The sequence below is a fragment of the Polynucleobacter wuianus genome (assembly GCF_001659725.1).
Lineage (GTDB): Bacteria > Pseudomonadota > Gammaproteobacteria > Burkholderiales > Burkholderiaceae > Polynucleobacter > Polynucleobacter wuianus.
This window is the reverse complement of the sequence record NZ_CP015922.1, coordinates 114,704-134,466: the sequence shown is the minus strand read 5'-3', so window position 1 is coordinate 134,466 and position 19,763 is coordinate 114,704. Positions and strand designations below refer to the sequence as shown.

The window sequence follows — 19,763 nt, the reverse complement described above, 5'->3', positions numbered from 1 at the left end:
AACCCCAGTGTATTGACCCAAAAAGGAGCTCCCGGCTGCAGCGATGAAACCTAGAGCTGTCGCTATAAAAAATCCGCGGGTATTTGAATCATGAGATCGCTTAGGGTAAAAAATCCAGGTACAGGCCCCGGATACGCCCCCAATCAGCAGAAAAGCCAAAAACCCCATTCTTACCCCCATTAATTGAGCCATCAAATCTATAATCACCATTATGAAGTTGTTGACACTCGGCATCAATCATCACACAGCGCCGGTCGCCATTCGGGAAAAGGTCGCCTTTGATCCTGAATTTCTTCAAGAAGCGTTGCATGATCTCCGCCAGCATTTGTTGGGGGCGAATCAATCTGGCCTGCCTGAAGCCACCATCTTGTCAACTTGTAACCGAACAGAAGTCTACTGCGCCGCAAATGATGCAAACGCTGCTGGGATTCTTCATGAAGCGACTTTTGACTGGTTAGCAAAAACCCAACAGCTCGCCCCAAGTAGCCTTGAGCCCCATATTTACTCTCTCCCGCAATCAGATGCCGTTCGCCATGCTTTCAGAGTGGCTTGCGGCCTAGATTCAATGGTAATTGGTGAAACCCAAATTTTGGGCCAGATGAAAGATGCAGTTCGGACCGCAAATGATGCTGGTGTTTTGGGAACTTATCTCAATCAATTGTTTCAAAAAACATTTGCCGTTGCAAAAGAAGTTCGCGGCTCTACAGAGATTGGCGCACACTCAATTTCAATGGCTGCTGCATCTGTGCGACTCTCTGAGCGCATTTTTGAAAAAATTTCTGATCAGAAAATTCTATTTATTGGCGCAGGTGAAATGATCACCTTGTGTGCAACACATTTTGTTGCTCGCAAACCCAAAAACGTAGCCATCGCAAATCGTACGATTGAGCGTGGGCAAGAATTGGCCAACTCAATTGCTTCGCAAGATATCCAAGCGGAGTCATTTAAGTTATCTGAACTTCCAGGTCGCCTGCACGAGTTTGATATTGTTATTTCCAGCACTGCATCTTCATTACCCATCATTGGTTTAGGCATGGTGGAGAGCGCCCTAAAACAACGTCGCCATAAGCCTATGGTGATGATTGATCTAGCGGTACCACGCGACTTTGAGCCAGAAATTTCTAGATTGGATGACGTATATCTCTATACCGTTGATGACCTAGGAGTCATGATTCAAACGGGTACAAATTTGCGTCAAGCAGCCGTAAGCCAAGCAGAAGCCATTATTGAAGATCGCGTTGGCAACTTTATGCATTGGATGCAAGGTCGTAATGCGGTGCCTTTAATTCAGGACATTCAGCAACAAGGTGAGCACTTAAGACAGCTTGAACTAGAACGTGCCATGAAGCGCTTAATGCGTGGTGATGATCCACAAGAAGTGCTCAATGCCATGGCACAAGGTTTAACTAATAAGTTTTTGCATGGATCACTCCATGCGCTGCAACATTCAAATGGTGCTGAGCGTGACGCCTTGATCAAGCTATTACCAAAACTTTTCGCTTCACATTCAAAACCAGAAGACCATTAGATGAAGCCCAGCATGCGGGCTAAGCTAGATCATCTAGACACGCGCTTAGCCGAACTCAATTCCCTTTTAACATCTGAAGAGGCAACCAAAGACATGGATGCCTATCGGAAGCTCACGCGCGAGCATTCTGATATTGCCACTGTCGTTGAGCAATTCGGCCTGTATAAGCAAGCTGAAGCAGATGCTCAAGCTGCAGAAGAGATGCGCAAAGACCCTGAAATGAAGGACTTTGCGGATGAAGAGCAGAAGCAAGCGTTAGCAACAATGGAAGAGCTTGAGGGCGCACTTCAAAAGTTATTGCTACCGAAAGATGAGAACGATGAACGCAATGTGTTCTTGGAGATTCGCGCAGGTACTGGCGGAGATGAAAGCGCCCTCTTTGCTGGCGATCTTCTGAGGATGTATACCCGCTTTGCGGAGCGCCAAGGCTGGAAAGTTGAAGTGGTCAGCGCCGCTGAATCAGATTTGGGGGGTTATAAGGAGGTTGTTCTGCGCTTGGTAGGTCAATCTGTTTACTCGCGTCTGAAATTTGAATCTGGAGGCCACCGTGTTCAACGAGTTCCGCAAACCGAAACTCAGGGTCGCATTCATACCTCCGCTTGCACAGTTGCAGTAATGCCGGAAGCGGACGAACTGGAAGCAGTCAAAATTAATCCCGCTGAATTACGTATCGATACCTTCCGCGCTTCTGGTGCTGGCGGTCAGCACATTAATAAAACGGACTCTGCCGTTCGTATTACGCATCTACCAACAGGTACCGTGGTGGAATGCCAGGACGATCGCAGTCAACATCGCAATCGCGAGCAGGCAATGAAAGTTTTAGTTTCACGAATCATGGATGCGCGCGAACGCGAGAAGCATCAACTCGAAGCACAAACTAGAAAGTCGCTGATTGGGTCAGGTGATCGCAGCGATCGCATTCGCACTTATAACTTCCCACAAGGCCGCATCACTGATCACCGCATTAATCTCACGCTCTATAAAATCGATGCCATGATGGATGGTGACATTGACGATCTTTGTAATGCACTTGCATCAGAACATCAAGCTGAGTTGCTGGCTGCGCTTGGTGATAATTAAGCAATAACCAAAACATTTAATGAGTAAAGATTTGAGTCTGCGCTCTTTATTGGGTAGCACTTTACTTCCTCCAAGTGAAGCCCGGATCTTGATGGCTCACGTGCTCGATAAACACTATCAACTGCCACGCTCTGCCCTGCTATCCCGTGATGATATGCAGCTTAATGACGGAGCACTAGAAAACTGGAGATCCCTTGTATCCAAACGCCTTCAAGGCCATCCGATTGCCTATCTGATTGGCAAACGAGGCTTTCACAATATTGAGTTGCAAGTTGCACCAGGGGTATTAATTCCGCGCCCAGAAACAGAGCTATTGGTTGAAATTGGTTTGCGTGAAATTAAACGAATTCAAAAGGAAGTCACCGCCCCAAATGTGCTGGATCTCGGAACTGGCTCTGGTGCTATTGCATTGGCGGTTGCTCACGAAGCCCCGACTGCACTGCTGACTGCAACCGACCAATCTTTCGAAGCTCTCGCAATTGCCCAAGCTAATGCACAACATTTAGGTCTAAATTCTCGCATACAGCTTTTGCAAGGGAGCTGGTATGAAGCTTTAGCTGATAAGGCCTTGTTTGATGTCATCTTAAGCAACCCACCGTATATTGCAATTCAAGACCCCCATCTGAGTCAAGGTGACCTACGCTTTGAACCGATTTCGGCGCTGACCGATCATGCCAGTGGATTTACCTGTCTTGAGGTAATTATTAAAGGAGCACTAAATCATCTAAAGCCAATGGGCCTGATTGCAGTAGAGCATGGATTTGATCAGTCAGAAGCGGTTGGAGAGCTCATGAAGTCCGCGGGTCTCCAAAATATTCGAGTCCATCAAGACTTATCAGGTCATTTTCGAGTAACTTCAGCTATGTCAGTCTGATATCAAATATCATTCATTGAATCCTGAAATAAGGCGCACAATTTTGGATAATTTTGAATTAGCAAAAGATCACTTTTTAAAGGGGATGGCCTATTTAGAAAATCAAGATTTTCAGAATGCTGAATTTCATTTTCTTGAGTCTTTAAAATTTTTACCCAATCGAATTTCTACACTAACGAATTTATCAGCAGCTCAATTTAAACTAAAAAAATATTTCGAAGCAAAAACCTCAGCAAAAAAAGCAATTGCGTTGGACCCAGCCAACAGCGAGGCTTATTTAAATTTGGCTTTGATTGAGAAAGATCTCAAAAACTATATTACAGCCCTTGATTTACTCAATAAAGCACTTCAACTAAACCCTTATTCTATAGAGGCGTTAATCAACAAAGGAGCAGTGTTAAACGAGCTAAGGCAATACGATGAGGCTCTATTGACCCACAAGAATGCAATTGCATTGGATCCGAATTCTTCTAAAGCCTGGTCGAATCAAGGCGTTACCCTGAATGAACTGAGACGTTATGAAGAAGCTTTAGCCGCCCACAAGAAAGCTCTTGAACTTGATCCACAATCCTGTAAGGCTTGGTCGAATCAAGGCGTTACCCTGAATGAACTGAGACGTTATGAAGAAGCTTTGAAGTCTTATAAACAGGCGTTAAAAATTAATCCCAATGACAGTGAGGCAGCCTGGAATTTATCACTCATACAATTACTTTTAGGGGACTTTAAAAATGGTTGGGTCAATTATGAGCAACGCTGGCAAATAGAGCATGCAGAACCATATCGACATATTGGAATTCACCCTTTACGTAATTTAGATGATCTTTTAGGGAAAAAAATATTGGTATGGTCTGAACAAGGCTTCGGTGACACCATTCAATTTAGTAGGTATATCAATAATCTCATTAATCTAGGTGCAGATATTATTTTTGAGGTTCAGGCACCTCTGAAAAGTTTACTAAAAAATACATTAAAAACCTGTCGTGTAATAGCTCAAGGTGAGCCAATTAAAGATTCGATTGATTTTCAAATTCCCTTATTGTCTCTTCCATACCTTTTAGGGGCTTTAATTGAAACGACTCCTAATTACACCCCCTATTTAAGCAGTTCATCAGAAAAACTTGCTTTCTGGCACGAGCGGCTAAAACTAGATAAGAGACGCTTAAACATTGGCATCGCCTTCTCGGGTCGCCCAACTCATAGGAATGATGCTGCTAGATCCATGGATCCAAAATACCTTGAGCCCCTAACAAAAATGGGGCAATTATTTGTTACTCAGAAAGATATTCGTCCTATAGATGAGGAGTTCCTAAAATACCACCTTGATATCATTAATCTCGAACAAGAAATTCAATCCTTTGAGGACACAGCAGCCATCCTTAGTAATATGGATTTAATAGTGTCCGTTGACACCTCGATAGCCCACTTAGCCGGGGCTCTAGGTAAGCCTACTTATGCTCTCCTGCCCTGGAATCCAGAGTGGCGCTGGCAATTAGAAGATAAATCCAGTCGCTGGTATCCAACGATGAGACTAATTAGGCAACCGTCCCCAGGAGACTGGGAATCTTGCATCCAAACAACCATAACTGAGCTAAAAGAAAATTGCTGACACTAACACTTTGCTTCATAAAGTTTTAAAATTACGACAATTGCTTTTTACAGCTTCATTTCAATTTTACCGTTTTCTAGAAAGAATCTATGGATACTCAAGCTCAAATTAAAGAAATCGTTACCAGCCATCCAGTTGTATTGTTTATGAAGGGTACTGCCCAGTTCCCTCAGTGCGGATTCTCAGGTAATGCAGTCAATATTCTTCGCGCTAGTGGTGTTGAGAAACTACATACTGTGAACGTATTGGAAGATGCCGCGATTCGCCAAGGAATTAAGGAGTATGCGAATTGGCCAACTATTCCGCAGCTCTATATCAATGGTGAATTCATTGGCGGCTCAGATATCATGACTGAGATGTTCCAATCTGGCGAACTGCAGAAGTTAGTTAAAGCCTAATTTTTTAGCCTAGTGACATTTGATTTAAGCTCCCTTCTGCTATTTGGCCTGCCACTGGGATTGTGTGCAGGCCTTTTGGTTTATGCGCTAAATTTGCGCTCTAGCCTTGCGCGGGCTGAATTCCAAGTTGAAGCTGAAAGTGCTTTAACTGTGGGGCTTAGGGCTGAACGTGATCAAGCCTTACAAAATGCCATTCGCCTTGAAGCTGAGCTCGATTCAGAGCGTAAGCAAGGGCTCGGACGGATTCAGTCACTCAATGAAGCTAAAGAGGCTCTTACTAGTCAATTCAAAAACTTGGCCAATGAAATTCTGGAAGATAAATCCAAGCGCTTCACAGAGCAAAATGTAGCGAGCCTTGATGCCCTCTTAAGGCCATTACAAATCAAGCTCACAGAGTTTAAAGAGCAGGTCAATAACTCTTATGACAATGAAGCTCGAGAGCGATTCGCCCTCAAAAGCGAAATTGAACGTCTTGCTAATCTGAACTTACGTATGTCTGATGAGACACGCTCTTTAACGCAGGCATTAAAAGGCGACTCTAAGGTTCAAGGTAACTGGGGTGAGCTAGTACTGGAGTCTATTCTTGAGTCTTCAGGTCTACGTAAGGGCGAAGAATATTTAGTGCAGGATAGTCATACACAAGCTGATGGTTCACGCCTACAGCCCGACGTAGTCATTAAACTTCCTGAAGGCAGAAGTTTAATAGTTGATAGCAAGGTGTCCATCACTGCTTATGCCCGTCATGCCGAAACAACTGACTCGGATACCGCAGAGCGTGAGTTAGCGGCCCATATTCAATCATTACGTCAACATATACAAGGCCTATCAAGCAAGAACTATAGCTCTCTTTATGGTGTTGGCTCTGTGGACTTTGTACTTATGTTCGTTCCAATTGAGCCTGCATTCTTGCTGGCCCTTAAAACCGCTCCAAATCTTTATCAAGAAGCCTTAGCTAAAAATATCGTATTGGTATGCCCAAGCACCTTAATGGCCACGCTACGTACTGTTGCTCATTTATGGAGACAAGATCATCAAAATCGCAATGCTTTAGAAATTGCGAAACAATGCGGCAGTCTCTATGATAAGTTTGTAGGCTTTGTAGATGATCTTGAAAAACTGGGTCAGCGTTTGGATCAAGCTCAGACTAGCTATCACGATGCCTTTAACAAGCTGAAGACCGGTAAAGGTAATCTCATTCGCTCTGCCGAGAAGGTACGTGAGCTTGGTGTTAAACCAAGCAAGAATCTATCTGCATCCTTAATTGACTCTTCAGCTGACTCGGAATAAATTGAGCCGCCTAAAAAACGATGGATGACATCGGAAGCGCGAAGCATTACAGAAAAGTAGCCATTGCAGCTTGCTTTGGAACTTTTTTGGAGTGGTATGACTTTCTCACTTTTGCGACATTGGCAGTGGTTCTTGGTCCTTTATTTTTTCCTTCCAATGATCCAAATATGGGTCTTTTAGCGAGCCTAGCGACTTTTGGTGTTGGAATGGTAGTCAGACCTATTGGATCGGCCTTATTTGGATCTTTAGGGGATCGTATAGGTCGCAAACCCGTCTTCATGATCACCATTACATTAATGGGTCTGGCAACTGTCAGCGTAGGATTTTTACCGACCTATACACAAATTGGCATTTGGGCACCTATTCTTTTAGTTAGCTTACGCTTACTTCAGGGCCTTTCTGCTGGCGGTGAGATTGGCGGTAGCGCCATCTATCTCACAGAACATGCCGGTAACGAGCGTAGGGGATTTAAAACGAGCTTCTTGCAGTTAATGGGTCCGCTTGGAATTTTGGTATCAACACTACAAGTTGCCTTCCTACAACAATGGTTATCCTCCCAAGAATTTCAGTCATGGGGCTGGCGTATACCATTTTGGATTTCGCTATTGCTTTTAATGACTGCAGTCTATATGCGCAGATCACTAGAAGAAACGCCTGTATTTTTAGAGCTTTCTAAACAATATAAAAAAAATGAATCGCAGCTAATTAATAATTTTAGAGATGCAGAAATTCGCAAAAGAATGTTTATCTTATTTTTTTGCATCTCATCTAGCGGAGCAATTCTATTTTTCTGTGTACAGGTATACACAGCAATCTTTTTAAAAAGTTCTGTGAAGCTCAATCCGGCATTAGTTGATCAATTAAGCATCTTTGCAACGCTTACACTTTTTCCGTTTACGATTTTTGCGGGATGGTTATCAGATCGAATTGATCGAAAGCCTGTTGTATTGGGTGGAATTTTTCTTGGGGCAATATTTATATATCCAGCATTTCAAATGCTTCAAACACTTGGCGCTGAATATACCGAATCACATGCAATTAGCGCACTCCTGGGAATGGGCTTGATATTGACTATTCTTTCTCTATCTCTCGGACTCGTAATCGGGCCACAAACTGCCCTTCTTGCAGAACTTTTTCCTGCCAAAAATAGAAATAGCGCAGCCACACTTCCCCATAACTTGGCAGCAGGTTGGATCGGAGGCCTGCTGCCACTCATTGTTACTTGGTTAAATCAAATATGGGGAAATAGCCTCGCAGGACTTTGGTATCCAACACTTTTTCTTGGGGTAGCCGGGTTTATGGCTTTGTTATATTTACCAGAAACAAAAATAGTAAATCTATCTAAGTAGCTTTATAAAGCATCAATATGTTTAGTAATTTTTTGCTGCATATTCATTTTAAAGTTTGCCCACCAATCAATGCAGCGTTGCTGAAGTCCAAGTATTTCACTAGGATTATTTATAGCCTTTAACTTCATTTGATCTAAGAATTGAGGTAATTCAGACCAGGCCCCGAGAAGAGGAAATGGAACGGGTCCAATCATGGCTAGTGCATCTCGAGATAATAAAAAATCATGCGATAGTGAAATAGGAATACAGCCCATTTCTAATGCATCATATAAACGAATTGTTTCAGGATTGTTTCCTGAAGGGCATGGTGCGAAAATGCTATCTTCCATAATTGCAGAGTACAAACCAACGTTATAACCGCCAGCAAACCCATTAGATGGCATCACGTATAAATTCTCGCCACAAGCTGCTGCTGGACCAGCAAAGGTTGCACGCTCATTGTTATAGGAGGCCGAGTTACTGATCCATCCAAGAAACGCAGAAAGACATTGTCGCTGCGAAGCCTTCTTCAGCACAGTTTTATTTCGTGGGCCAACACCAGTTCTAAATCCATTTGGAGCCCATAAAATCTTTTTTCCAATTTCAGAAGAATTAATAACGCTCGGAAAATAATAGTTCCGGATGACAAGGTCACACTCAGCGTATGCTGAAATATCTTTATCAAGCCGTTCACCACCCATGTGATAAAGAACCACTTTATTGCCAAGTGATTTAATGTGGCGGATTAGGTCAACATTAATCTGGTTAAGCTCTAAATAAACAATAGCTGAGTCGCCCAATAAGGCAGGGTTTAGGCCAAGGCTATAGGGGGCGCCAGCAAAAAGATCATTCTGAATAAACCAAGTCTCTAGGGCCGAATTGAGAGTGTCAGGAGTGCTAATGATTTGTATATTTCTCATCGAAATAAATCTAACCTTGGTGGTATTGAATCACTGAATCCGCATTTTGGTAGTAAGTATTCAATTCATCAAAGAAAGCTGGAGGATCTGAATAGTCATGCCAAACCTTTATTGGACCAAAAAAACTTCGATGCCACTGTGGGCGAAAATTCCAGTTTAGCGGCAACACAAAAGGATTAAATTTTGTTGACTCTACTGCTAGAGCAAAAGACCCTTGATCATTAGCAGGCATTTTATATAAGCCCTGCTGATGAACCCCAACATGTGACGAGTCAATAGATGAAGCTAATTCTTTCCACTTATCAAACACAACTTTTGCTTTTTTTGAAAAAAAGATCACGCCAGTGTTGTATTCAACTTCATCACCATTAAATATTGCAGGGTACCTTTTACCCCAGGGTGACTCACAAATGGCTATTGCCAAGCCAAATTGCTTTGCTTTCTCAAAACCAAAGTCAAGATTTCCCAGCACCACGGTATCAAGATCTAAAAAGAGTGTTTCATCAAAAGGCGAGAGATCCAGCATTGCAGCTTTTTTGTTCAAGCTGCTAGCATCTCCACTAGGAGCATCTACTTTTATAATCTCATGCGGAAGATTTGGATGAAACTTTTTTAACGAGGTCTTTAAACGCTCGATTGGAAGCTTGGACTCATCGCCCCAGTAAATTGAGATTATTCCTCTGGACATATAAGTGTTAATTGCCTTTTAATCTTTACATTCCTGCATTGTGAAAAGCTTGGGTACAAAGCTTGTTAGATAATGAGGTATAGGCCAAGCATTTGCAGATTTATTAAAAACATCATTTAGGCCACAAGCTGGGGTGAATAAATAAGCACCGAATACGCGATTCTCATCGGAATGGGGAACTTGATTCTTATGTACGTGTAGATTTTTAATGTCCATGCAAGGATTAAAAACTTGAAAACCCACATTGAACATTAATTCAGAAAACCTAAGCTCACAACCAGGAACCCCAAGGGGAATGTCTGACTGGAACAATATACTTTTGGGTATCGGCTGTCCGACAAGGACCCACACATCCTGAGTACACCATGGCATATCCGCCAATCGATCACCTACCTCATATCGAGCCAACGCAATTAATGTCTTTTCACCAAGAATCCGCTCAAGCTCAAACATCTTTTTATCGAGTTTTATATCTGTGTTGATTAGCACCAGAAAATTACCATAATTTTTAGGGCTCTGCGCTAGCTCTATAAAATCTTTGTAGGTAAGCCTCTTATCAACTTCAATGTTACGAATATTTTTGCCGAAATACCTTGGAGGAACATTATCGTTAAATATGATAATCTCATCGAATCCAAGTTCTAAATTATGTCTAACACACTGATCAAACTCTAGTGCCCGAGCTTGATCCTTGCAATCAAAAACTTGAAACAAAAGAATTTTTTTCACTTGAGCATAATGTAAAGTTAATAACGTAAACTGATTTTACCATGCTAAAAATAGCCAAACTATATGCAAAATAATAATGGCAATAAATTACTTATTACTGGACTTGTCAGAAATTTAGCCAGCAGCCTTTCAGAAGAAATTCGGCAGGTAGGCACTGCTTTCGGGGAATTTGATGAGGTCAGTTGGCTGTTAATAGAGTCTGATAGTATCGATGACACCATTGGTACTTTAAATAGACTTCAAAATAAAATAAGAAATTTCAAATTCCTCTCTCTTGGCAATCTAGAAAATATCATTCCAAAGAGAACTGCTAGGCTAGCCTACTTACGTAATATTTATTTAGATGAACTAAGAAATAAGCCAGAATACTTAGGCATAAATTATGTTGCGGTAATAGATTTTGATAGGAATAACTCCCAACTCACTCCACAAGGCGTAAGAAGCTGTTTTGATAAAAGTAATTGGGCGGTATGTACTGCAAATCAGAGTGGTCCCTACTATGATATTTGGGCGTTAAGGCATTTTGAGTGGTGTCCTGCAGATTGCTGGAGGCAATTCTATTTTTTAGTTAATCATGGTCTTCATGAAAATCCAGCAAAATTCTCTGCAATTTATTCAAAAATGATCTTTATTGAGCCAAAATCAGATTGGCTGGAGGTTCAATCATCTTTCGGAGGACTTGCAGTATATTTGCGCTCTTATTTGAATCATGGACAGTATGTGGGATTAGACGGTAATGGCAATGAAATTTGTGAGCATGTGTCTCTTCATAAATCCATAACAGAAAATGGTGGCAAGATTTTTATAAACCCTGCATTGATTAATACAGATTTTACGGATCACTCGGAACCTCTCAAAGCTGCATTTTTAGCCTCAAAATCTTAAATTTATCGTAATTAAAAGATGTCAATAACAGTTTAAAAAAATATTATGGCGAAGGATTTAAAAATACATTTTTTTACTATTGTCCTCAATGGCATGCCCTTTATCGAGAAGCATATTGAAAGATTTTCAAAGATAAGCCCAGCATGGCATTGGCATATTATTGAGGGAGTTGCTGACCTCAAAAATGATACATCTTGGTCTATTGCTAATGGTGGAGAAATTGACAGTAGTTTTCACAAAGATGGGCTTTCCATTGACGGCACTTCGGAATATATTAACTCCCTTAAAGAAAAATACCCAACACAAATTTCCATCTACAGAAAATTGAAAGGGGAGTTTTGGAATGGAAAAAAAGAAATGGTTAACGCTCCGCTTCCTTTCATAATCGAAGAATCTTTGCTGTGGCAAATTGATGTTGATGAGTTCTGGTCCACAACCCAGATGAATAACGCGTACCAACTATTCATAAATAACCCTAATAAATTCTCGGCATTTTATTGGTGTGAGTATTTTGTCGGCCGAGATATAGTAATTAGCACCAGAGGCGGTTATGCAAACAATCCAGCATTTGAATGGGAAAGAACTTGGCGATTTTTACCGCACTTTCGATGGGCATCACATGAGCCACCCACACTTGTAGAGAAAACATTTAGTGGCGAAATTAAGGTCGTCCGAAATCGAGGTATATTTTCACACCAAGAAACGGAAGCTAATGGATTAGTTTTCAGGCACTTAGCTTATGTTGATGAGAATCAACTACGCTTTAAAGAAAAATACTATGGCTATAAAGATGCCATTTCAGATTGGGGTCGCCTGCAAGCAAACAAGGCTTTCCCAACCAAACTATCCAGCTACTTTAATTGGGTCAATGACGATACCCTAGCAGACAAAACCTCTAACCTTGGAATTATGTCAATGCATGATTTCTTTGATTAACCAAATGAAAATGGGCTTGTAGCAAAAGCTACAAGCCCATCAATTTTGGTGCCCCTTGTCCGACTCGAACAGACCACCTACTGATTACAAATCAGTTGCTCTACCAGATGAGCTAAAGGGGCAACGGTAGTATTTTAGCCTATTTTTTATGCCTAGGGTCAAACTACTTTTTCAAGGCAAAAAGATAGTCCCAGTGCGACAAACCTTCAACAAAAACATAGCCGTTACTCGTCAAGTATTCGTTCAATCTATCAAAACTTCTGCTCTCAATACACATAAATTTAAACTTATATTGATGATGATCTATACCTTTTAGCACCTCAATCTCCGCACCCTCAACATCTAGTGAAAGGAAATCGATCATCTTTGGCGCCTGTGCATCTAGCATTATTTGATTTAGGGTTTTTGCAACTGCGCCAAAACTTACATTTTCTTCAAATGATTGTAAAAATTGCTTGCCTTCCTTTGCGTGACCAGTTGGATCTACTATGTCAGTTTCCAAACCCAGCGGTATCGACATCAAATTAGAGTAAATTATTTCTACAAATTTTTCTTCATATTCAAAAGATGTGCAGGCATTACAAAAAAACTTATTTTTAGCTGACCGGTTCTGTCGACACAATAAATAATTATGCAAGGTTGGCTCTACGAGTATCCCACCCCATCCTCGATATTTTTCGTAATATAAAGTATTGGACTGATGCACACCATCGTTGGCACCTAACTCTATAAAATAACCATTATCGTAATTTAGATATTTTTCAAGCTTCTCATCGAGGTTATTCAACCCAAAATATCTTTTAACATCCTGGACATATAGGCCCATTAACTAGTCCTCAACTATTTCACAATCTTTAAAGATGGTCTCGGGGTTTTTGGCTGTTCTGATCCATATTCATTTACATCCACTGCATGCAAAGCTCTCGCTTGGACAGGATCAAAAGGGAATGACATCCCCTGGCCATTCTCCCGAGCATAAATTGCCAGAACATGGCTAACAGGAACCATAATTTTCCTAGGAATCCCCCCAAATCGCGCCTGAAAGCTTATCCAATCGTTATCCATCTGCAGCTGATGACAAGCCTCTAAGGATAGGTTTAAAACGATCTCGTCGTTTTTCACAAATTCCATTGGCACTTCAACCCTTCCATCGACGAATACCGCTATAAAGGGCGTAAAACCAAAATCCGTGCACCACTGATGTAGAGCACGGATTAGGTAGGGCTTGTTGCTTGGGACGTCAGACATGCCGACTCAAAATGAACCGCTAGAACTACTTAGCGGCGCATTACCTTTTCAGATGGAGTCAAGGCTTCAATGTAAGCTGGTCTGCTGAAAATACGCTCAGCATATTTCAATAGGGCTGCAGCATTACGCGAGAGATCGATGCCATAGTGCTCAAGACGCCATAACAGCGGGGCAATCGCCACATCGAGCATGGAAAACTCATCGCCGAGCATGTACTTATTTTTAACAAAAATTGGTGCCAACTGAGTTAAGCGGTCACGAATAGCTAAACGTGCTTTTTCATGAACCTTCTCTGCAGCTTTGCCTTTTTCGTTCTCTAAGGCAGCAACATGAACAAAGAGCTCTTTCTCAAAATTAAAGAGGAAAAGGCGTGCGCGTGCGCGTGCTACTGGATCAGGCGGCATTAATTGTGGATGAGGAAAGCGCTCATCAATATATTCGTTAATGATATTTGATTCATAGAGAATTAAATCGCGCTCAACCAAAATTGGCACTTGGCCATAAGGGTTCATTACTGAGATATCTTCTGGTTTATTAAACAAGTCAACATCGCGGATTTCAAAATCCATGCCTTTTTCAAAAAGCACCAAACGGCAGCGTTGCGAGAATGGGCAATTAGTACCCGAGTACAACACCATCATAAATTTATTTCCTTAAATTTCTACTTCAATACAACAAACGCACAACAACAAGCGGCTTTTACTATTACACGAGGCACTTTACCTCGTGTAATTTTTTAGTGAATATCTTTCCAGTAAGCCTTATTCAAGCGCCAAGCCAAGATCGTGAATATTGCCAAGAACAATAAAACTACAACACCAAGGCGTTTACGCTGCAACTGAACTGGCTCAGCCATCCATGACATGAAGGCAACTAAGTCGGCGATATTATCGTCGTACTCTTGGGGCTTCATTGTGCCCGGGGTAAGCTGTTCAAAGCCTACAAATACCTTTTCCATTCTGCCTTCGTCGTGAGGATCTTTATGCTCCTCAAACTTTGCAGCGCGCTCACCCTGCAACTGCCAGAGTACATGTGGCATACCAACGTTTGGGTATACCAAGTTATTCCAGCCGGTTTGAGTAGTGTCGTCTTTATAGAATGTGCGGAAATATGTGTAGAGCCAGTCTGTTCCACGAGCCCGGGCTTCAACCGATAAGTCCGGCGGAGTCTTACCAAACCATGCCTTTGCTTCTTTTGGCGTCATGGAGACTGTCATCAAGTCACCAACCTTCGCGTCATTCAGAATCAGGTTGTCTTTAATTTGTTGATCAGTCAAGCCAATATCGCGCAAACGGTTGTAACGCATGCTCGATGCTGCGTGGCAGTTTAAGCAATAGTTCACAAAAATCTTTGCACCGTTTTGCAAAGAAGCATTTTTACTTACCCGATCAGGGGCTTGATCCAATGGGAAGCCACCTTCATTGGCGTTGGCAGTCACGCCAAAACCGAGGACAACAACGACTAACGTTGCTTGGCAGACGCCCATCAAAGTTTGCAGAATTCGTTTCATACTAGTTCCTAATTTCTCTTTGCTGATATTTCAGGCTAAATTAATGGGACTTAAAAGTAACGCGGGTTGGAACAGGCTTGAAAGTACCAAGCTTGCTCCAGAACGGCATTGCCAAGAAAAAGCCCAGATAATAAATCGTGCAAACCTGAGAAATCTTTTCAAATACTGGTGATGGTGGTTGAATACCCAAGTAACCCAAAATCACAAAGCTCACTACAAACACACCATAAATATATTTATGGAACTGTGGACGATAGCGAATAGATTTCACGGGAGAATTATCTAACCAAGGCAGGAAGAACATGATAACGACTGAACCGCCCATGATCACAACGCCCCAGAACTTCGCATCAAACAGGAAGAAACCACCAGCCAATACCAAGGCAATAGCAGCACAAACGCCCTTGATCTTGATGTCTTTAGTGGTCTTAGCAAACATACCCAAAATCACTGCCAAGAAAATCCACAATGGCAATAAGAAGTTGGAAGTGGTTGCACGCAGCATTGAGTAAAACGGCGTGAAGTACCAAACTGGCGCAATATGCGGAGGGGTTTGGAATGGGTTTGCAGGGATAAAATTATTTGCTTCGAGGAAGTATCCGCCCATCTCTGGAGCAAAAAATACGATACTCGCGAAGATTAGCAAGAAGCCCCCAAGATACATCACATCGTGGACACTGTAGAAGGGATGAAATGGAATGCCATCAACTGGGTGGCCATTCGCATCGAGGTTCTCTTTAATTTCTACACCATCTGGATTGTTTGAACCCACTTCATGCAGAGCCAAAATATGTGCCGCAACCAAACCAACCAAAACCAATGGGATCGCAATCACGTGGAATGCAAAGAAGCGGTTGAGAGTTGCATCGCCCACTACATAGTCGCCACGTAGCCACAAAGACAAATCTGGGCCAATAAATGGAATTGCAGAGAACAAGTTCACAATCACTTGTGCGCCCCAATAGGACATTTGACCCCATGGAAGCAAGTAACCAAAGAAGGCTTCACCCATCAAGCACAAGAAAATTGCGCAACCAAAAATCCAAATCAATTCACGTGGCTTGCGATAAGAGCCGTAGATCAAACCACGGAACATATGCATATAAACCACTACAAAGAACATAGAAGCACCGGTAGAGTGCATATAGCGAATCATCCAACCCCATGGAACTTCGCGCATGATGTATTCGACTGACTCAAAAGCCTTTGCAGCATCAGGCTTGTAGTTCATGGTTAAGAAAATACCAGTCAGTATCTGGTTTACCAACACTACGATAGCCAATGCGCCAAAAATGTAGAAGAAATTTAAATTTTTCGGCGCGTAATACTCGCTCATATGCCGCTTAAATGCTTCTGTTACTGGTAGACGCGAGTCAACCCAGGCCATTAACTTTTGAGCTGCAGAAGCGTCTGCTGGGACTTGTTTTTCTTGAAATGCCATATTGATCTCTCTTTAGTATCTCTTTAAGCCTTCTTATCGTCGCCGATCAAAATCTTGGTTTCGCTCAAATACATATGTGGTGGTACTTCAAGGTTATCTGGAGCTGGCTTATTCTTAAATACTCGGCCAGCCATGTCAAAAGTGGAACCATGACATGGGCAAAGAAAACCGCCTGGCCAAGTATTTGGCAGAGAAGGCTGAGGTCCTGCCTCAAATTTAGCGTTTGGAGAGCAACCTAAATGGGTGCAAATACCCACTACTACTAAGTACTCAGGTTTAATTGAGCGCCATTGGTTTTGCGCATACGGAGGGGTCAGCGCAGTTGGATCACGCAATGAATTCGGATCAGCCAATTCATTATCGATCTTTGACAATTCAGCAACTTGTTCAGGAGTGCGACGCACCACCCAAACCGGCTTACCGCGCCACTCTACTGTTCTCATTTCATCTGGCTGCATCCCAGTGATATCGATTTCAACAGCAGCGCCAGCAGCTTTTGCGCGCTCAGATGGCTCAAAACTATCAACAAAAGGGTAAAGGGCTGCTGCCGCACCTACGCCACCTACTGCGGATGTGGCGATCAGCCAATTACGGCGATCCTTGTCCATACAGGGCTTGTCACTCATTTACAAAATTCCTAGAAAGGGTATTTATGGGTGGAAATTGCTTAAAGGTAGGATTTTAAAGTAAAAAGTAGGGTAAGCAAGAAAGTTATGGGGTTAATCTCGGGTTAATCAGGATTTGGTCAAAAAAGGGAGTATTTATGGGCGTTTTAAAGGAATTTCGGGACTTTGCGGTTAAGGGGAATGTGATCGATTTGGCAGTGGGCGTCATTATTGGCGGCGCCTTTGGGAAAATCGTGGACTCCCTGGTAAATGACGTCGTCATGCCAGTAATTTCCACCCTTTTAGGGGGGCATATTGATTTCACCAACCTTTTTATTGTTTTAGGGGACGCTCCTGAAGGAGTACCCAGAACTTACGATGCCCTGAAAAAGGCTGGAGTGCCGATCTTTGCTTATGGAAACTTCATTACCATCTCGATCAACTTTATCCTGCTAGCTTTTGTCATTTTTCAAATGGTAAAAGTAGTTAATAAAGTCCGCTTGTTAGACTCTCCGCCGCCGCCTCCAGAGCCAGAGAATATTGTGCTGTTACGCGAAATTCGCGACAGTCTTAAAAAATAAAAAGTCGGGGTTATTCTTGGCGATTCTGCATTTGCAGATATAAGATTTCAAGATTTTTTACATAGGCAGCGATATTAAACAAAGGGCTACTCATTCTGAGGATCTGCAACTTTTCCTTGATCTGATTTAACCTAGTCTGATCAGTGGCGAAATCCAAAGCTTTATTCAAATACTCTTCTTCAGACTTTGCAATAAGCTCGGGCACTCCAAGAGTGAGTAGCTGACTTTCAGCAACTCGCCCAGCAAATGTATTTCCCGATAGCGTTAATACCGGAACTCCTACCGATAAGAACTCTGCTGCTGTTGTATGCGCATTGTAATTAGGGGTATCTAAAAATAGATCTACATTTCGAATACGGCGAAGGTGGTCTGCCTTACTTGGAACGCGATCCGCAAAAATGAGTCTTTCTGGCGCCACTCCCTGTACCTGCGCATACGTTCTGAAGTTTTGAACTGTCTCTGGACGAGCGCTAGAAATCCAAAGCACGCTATCAGGCACTGCTTTTAATAGCTTCATCCAGATAGTAAAGATAGCAGGAGAGATCTTAAAAATGTTATTGAAACAAGCAAAAACTACTCCATCTGCCGGAAGACCCTGACTTACTCTACTTGGAATATCGTCGGAATCTTCACCTAATACATCAAAAGTAGCAGGGAAAAAACAGTCCGGCATGTACGCCACAACTTCAGAAAACTGAGCTTGTTTATCCTCAGGAATCGCGTTCTTATCGGCAATTATGTAATCAAAAAAGTTACAACCCATAGTGGCAGCATAGCCCAAGTAATTTACCTGTATTGGGGCTACTCTTTTTGCGAAGAGCTGTGTCTTATTACCATCGGTATAACCATTTAAATCAATTGCAATATCAATGTTGTGGCTATCTATTAATTTCTCTGCCTCCACATCAGAAAGTTCCGAAATATTGATTGACTCGTCGAATAGACTTTCTAAATTTCTTTCAACTCCATCTCCCGATTTTTGATTTAGGAAAAAACCAAGCACATGAAACTTTGAGCGGTCATGAAGTTCGATAATTTTTTGCATCAACTCACCAACAGGATGCTCTCGAAAGTCGGAAGAAAAATAGGCAAGTCGAATTTTTTCGTTGGTACCTTTTTTTCTAGCAATACTTCTCTGAGTTACCAGTCCCAATTTATCCTGCACCCAGATTTGGGCTGCCAAGCTTTGAAGCTCTGCGGAGTCATCAAAAACCAGCGTACTACCAGGCGGACAAACTTTCTTACCAAACTTAATATCATTGATCAATTGCCTTGTCAGAGATTCTAGATTCTCCCAAGAGGCGATTTGCCGCTTCATATTAACAATTCGCCCCAGCAAATAGTCTTCATTTGGATTAATGGAAAGAGCCCTTTCAAAAAGGGTTAATGCAATTGGGATCTGATGTAACTCTGCATTTGCCATGCCTCCTACTATGTATGCCTCACAGCTTGTAGGATCAAGCTCAATCGCCCGCTCGCTAGCAATGACTGCTTCACCATACCTATAAAGGCTCAATAAAACTCCAGCAAATTTAACCCAGGCCTCATAAGAAGCAGGCTGTAGTTTGATAGCATGCTGGCAATACTCAAAAGCTTTTAAAAACTCACCTTGAGCTATAAATACCATCCCCAAATTAATGCATGCTTCAAAGTAATTTGGGTTTAATCGTAAAGACTCCTCATAATTGCTAATAGCTTCGGAATATCTTTTTAAAAAAGAAAGTGATTTACCGTAATTTAGCCAACCTTCTGGATTCTGTGGTGCTAACTTTGTTGCCTGAACATGATGGGGAAGCGACTCTCGATGACGATCAAGGGCGCTATAAGCTTTCGCCAAATTGTACTGAAGACCCGCATCTGATGAATTAATTTTTACTGCCTTTTGAAAGTATTGGAGTGCCCCTAGATGATCTTCTGCTCTTGCCCTACTGAGACCCATCACATGCAAGGCAGGAAAATATTTAGGGCTCGACTTCAAAAGACCAAGCAAAATGGACTCACCATATTTGACATTACCATTTTGTAGCGCCTGTAATGCTTGCTGAAACATAAACTCAGTTTGTTGGTTCATCGAGTGCTTAGTTAATCAATCGTAATTTAATGTCTATCTTTGAATATG

General features: G+C 42.1%; 20 protein-coding genes and 1 tRNA gene. 10 read left to right on the top strand and 11 right to left on the bottom strand.

The window, feature by feature from the left end; translation table 11 throughout:
• Positions 1-211: 211 nt before the first annotated feature.
• The 7 genes from hemA (at position 212) to A8O14_RS00725 (ending at position 8,122) form a co-directional block, all read left to right on the top strand.
• Positions 212-1,528, top strand: coding sequence for a glutamyl-tRNA reductase (gene hemA / locus A8O14_RS00755; protein ID WP_068947765.1), 1,317 nt, complete (start codon positions 212-214; stop codon positions 1,526-1,528).
• Positions 1,529-2,608 carry a peptide chain release factor 1 gene (gene prfA / locus A8O14_RS00750; RefSeq protein ID WP_068947764.1) on the top strand — a complete coding sequence of 360 codons (1,080 nt, stop codon included), beginning with the start codon at positions 1,529-1,531 and terminating at the stop codon, positions 2,606-2,608.
• A 19-nt stretch (positions 2,609-2,627) separates the two neighbouring features.
• The gene (gene prmC, locus A8O14_RS00745) at positions 2,628-3,482 is read left to right on the top strand and encodes a peptide chain release factor N(5)-glutamine methyltransferase (RefSeq protein ID WP_068947763.1); all 855 of its coding nucleotides are present in this window, start codon (positions 2,628-2,630) and stop codon (positions 3,480-3,482) included.
• Between the two features lie 43 nt (positions 3,483-3,525).
• Entirely contained in the window at positions 3,526-5,088 is a 1,563-nt protein-coding gene (locus A8O14_RS00740) for a tetratricopeptide repeat protein (RefSeq protein WP_068947762.1), read from the top strand.
• Positions 5,089-5,177: 89 nt separating this feature from the next.
• Positions 5,178-5,486, top strand: a complete 309-nt coding sequence (grxD, locus tag A8O14_RS00735) for a Grx4 family monothiol glutaredoxin (protein ID WP_068947761.1) — start codon at positions 5,178-5,180, stop codon at positions 5,484-5,486.
• 12 nt (positions 5,487-5,498) lie between these two features.
• Positions 5,499-6,773 carry a DNA recombination protein RmuC gene (gene rmuC / locus A8O14_RS00730; protein ID WP_068947760.1) on the top strand — a complete coding sequence of 425 codons (1,275 nt, stop codon included), beginning with the start codon at positions 5,499-5,501 and terminating at the stop codon, positions 6,771-6,773.
• A 20-nt stretch (positions 6,774-6,793) separates the two neighbouring features.
• The gene (locus tag A8O14_RS00725) at positions 6,794-8,122 is read left to right on the top strand and encodes an MFS transporter (protein ID WP_068947759.1); all 1,329 of its coding nucleotides are present in this window, start codon (positions 6,794-6,796) and stop codon (positions 8,120-8,122) included.
• Between the two features lie 2 nt (positions 8,123-8,124).
• Here the strand turns inward: A8O14_RS00725 and A8O14_RS00720 are convergent, their stop codons facing one another.
• The 3 genes from A8O14_RS00720 to A8O14_RS00710 form a co-directional block, all read right to left on the bottom strand.
• Positions 8,125-9,021 carry a glycosyltransferase family 47 protein gene (locus tag A8O14_RS00720; protein WP_068947758.1) on the bottom strand — a complete coding sequence of 299 codons (897 nt, stop codon included), beginning with the start codon at positions 9,019-9,021 and terminating at the stop codon, positions 8,125-8,127.
• Between the two features lie 10 nt (positions 9,022-9,031).
• Positions 9,032-9,565, bottom strand: a complete 534-nt coding sequence (locus A8O14_RS00715) for a glycosyltransferase family protein (RefSeq protein WP_228385085.1) — start codon at positions 9,563-9,565, stop codon at positions 9,032-9,034.
• A gap of 162 nt (positions 9,566-9,727) precedes the next feature.
• Complete coding sequence (locus tag A8O14_RS00710; protein ID WP_068947756.1) at positions 9,728-10,438, bottom strand: hypothetical protein; 711 nt, start codon at positions 10,436-10,438, stop codon at positions 9,728-9,730.
• Between the two features lie 63 nt (positions 10,439-10,501).
• Here A8O14_RS00710 and A8O14_RS00705 point away from each other — a divergent pair, with 63 nt between their 5' ends.
• The gene (locus A8O14_RS00705; protein ID WP_068947755.1) at positions 10,502-11,323 is read left to right on the top strand and encodes a hypothetical protein; all 822 of its coding nucleotides are present in this window, start codon (positions 10,502-10,504) and stop codon (positions 11,321-11,323) included.
• A gap of 45 nt (positions 11,324-11,368) precedes the next feature.
• On the top strand, positions 11,369-12,259 hold the full coding sequence (locus A8O14_RS00700) for a hypothetical protein (RefSeq protein ID WP_068947754.1): 891 nt from the start codon (positions 11,369-11,371) through the stop codon (positions 12,257-12,259).
• 46 nt (positions 12,260-12,305) lie between these two features.
• Here the strand turns inward: A8O14_RS00700 and A8O14_RS00695 are convergent.
• The 7 genes from A8O14_RS00695 to petA form a co-directional block, all read right to left on the bottom strand.
• A tRNA-Thr gene (locus tag A8O14_RS00695) sits at positions 12,306-12,381 on the bottom strand.
• A gap of 41 nt (positions 12,382-12,422) precedes the next feature.
• Entirely contained in the window at positions 12,423-13,046 is a 624-nt protein-coding gene (locus tag A8O14_RS00690; protein ID WP_228385084.1) for an FkbM family methyltransferase, read from the bottom strand.
• A gap of 53 nt (positions 13,047-13,099) precedes the next feature.
• Entirely contained in the window at positions 13,100-13,507 is a 408-nt protein-coding gene (locus A8O14_RS00685; RefSeq protein ID WP_068947752.1) for a ClpXP protease specificity-enhancing factor, read from the bottom strand.
• A 29-nt stretch (positions 13,508-13,536) separates the two neighbouring features.
• Entirely contained in the window at positions 13,537-14,148 is a 612-nt protein-coding gene (locus A8O14_RS00680) for a glutathione S-transferase N-terminal domain-containing protein (protein ID WP_068320223.1), read from the bottom strand.
• Positions 14,149-14,243: 95 nt separating this feature from the next.
• Positions 14,244-15,017: a cytochrome c1 gene (locus A8O14_RS00675; RefSeq protein WP_068947751.1), complete on the bottom strand. Its 774-nt coding sequence runs from the start codon at positions 15,015-15,017 to the stop codon at positions 14,244-14,246.
• Positions 15,018-15,057: 40 nt separating this feature from the next.
• A complete protein-coding gene (locus A8O14_RS00670) occupies positions 15,058-16,458 on the bottom strand; it encodes a cytochrome b (RefSeq protein ID WP_068947750.1) in 1,401 nt (466 codons plus the stop codon).
• 23 nt (positions 16,459-16,481) lie between these two features.
• Positions 16,482-17,084, bottom strand: a complete 603-nt coding sequence (gene petA, locus A8O14_RS00665; protein WP_068947749.1) for a ubiquinol-cytochrome c reductase iron-sulfur subunit — start codon at positions 17,082-17,084, stop codon at positions 16,482-16,484.
• Positions 17,085-17,221: 137 nt separating this feature from the next.
• On the opposite strand from petA, the gene mscL reads away from it, so the two are divergent.
• Positions 17,222-17,644, top strand: a complete 423-nt coding sequence (gene mscL, locus A8O14_RS00660; RefSeq protein WP_068947748.1) for a large conductance mechanosensitive channel protein MscL — start codon at positions 17,222-17,224, stop codon at positions 17,642-17,644.
• Positions 17,645-17,654: 10 nt separating this feature from the next.
• On the opposite strand, the gene A8O14_RS00655 is transcribed toward mscL, so the two are convergent.
• Positions 17,655-19,715, bottom strand: a complete 2,061-nt coding sequence (locus A8O14_RS00655) for a tetratricopeptide repeat protein (protein ID WP_068947747.1) — start codon at positions 19,713-19,715, stop codon at positions 17,655-17,657.
• Positions 19,716-19,763 lie beyond the last annotated feature (48 nt).